Source organism: Gilliamella bombicola (assembly GCF_900094945.1).
GTDB lineage: Bacteria > Pseudomonadota > Gammaproteobacteria > Enterobacterales > Orbaceae > Gilliamella > Gilliamella bombicola.
In genome coordinates, this window is the sequence record NZ_FMAQ01000029.1 from 1 (window position 1) to 1,041 (window position 1,041).

Genomic DNA, 1,041 nt, shown 5'->3' on the forward strand with positions numbered 1-1,041 from the left:
CAAATATTAGTACATTTATTGGAGGCAGTGTAGAGTATTACATCAAGCCGGATTCTTCTGGTGGTTGTTACTTTGTGCAATCGGTCAGGCCGAATTTGTTGTTGGGTGGCACTACTGGCATCGTTCTTAATGATGCCCCTCGCTTTGCAGGCCCATCTAACATATGGAGTCCTGCAAAGGGTTTTTTGGTTCAGTCAACAAGTCCATCGTCTTACGACCGAAATTTTCCTACAACGGGTGCTGACGGATTGTATTTTGATTTGCTCATAGGTGGAATCGATGCAAGTCAGTTGAGTTGGACAGTTAACACAGGTGGTAGTATAAGGGCAGAGGTGAGTTGGACAAGGCCGCGTTCTGGTTCATTCAGAGCCCCTGATGGAGATACTTTCCAAGCCGATAGATGGATTAGAGATAAATCCAGTTATGTAACACGGGTAACGTTGCATGGTCCTAGGGCAAGTAGTTCTCAGATAAATTCAAGTAATCCTAGTCCTCTAACTGTCCCATCTTTGCCACAGACATTTGAGTTGGTCGGTAGGGATAGAGGTGGTAATGAGGTTCGTTATGGATTTGTGTTGAGGCAGTGGTTCGTCCTTCGTGATAACGCCGTTAGCCTGTCAGACCAAATATTTTGGTGTAGTCGTTTGGGTTATCGTCTTGCTAGGGTAAGGGATTTAACCAATTCAAACTATAGAAATTTAGGCGCCGTGCCGTCGTCTGGTTTTAATGGTTACAAGCGTCACATAGGTGCTGGTTTTTTCTCGGAGTGGGGCCTCATGGCCTACTACACTGATGCGGGCTTCGTCCACCACTACGGCCACTGGACGAGCGACGCAGCAGGTAGCAATGGGTTCCTTGTCTACTCGAACTTCGGCGATTTTTACAGCTACAGTGCTTCCATCCGCTACGCTGCTGTTTGCACCGCACCTTAGCTTTTATTTCTTATTCCTTAATCCTTGGGCCGCGGGGGCGGTTATGGTGCCTGAGAGGACAATCTAACAAAGAATAACGCCCCCGCGTAAGTTGGGGCATTTCCCTTAG

The 1,041-nt window shown here is 47.4% G+C and carries 1 protein-coding gene; it reads left to right on the plus strand.

Going from position 1 to position 1,041, the window contains the following annotated elements; translation table 11 throughout:
- Window positions 1-932, plus strand: a 932-nt coding sequence (locus tag GA0061081_RS11140) for a hypothetical protein (protein ID WP_209435410.1), incomplete at its 5' end; no start/stop codon positions are given.
- Window positions 933-1,041 lie beyond the last annotated feature (109 nt).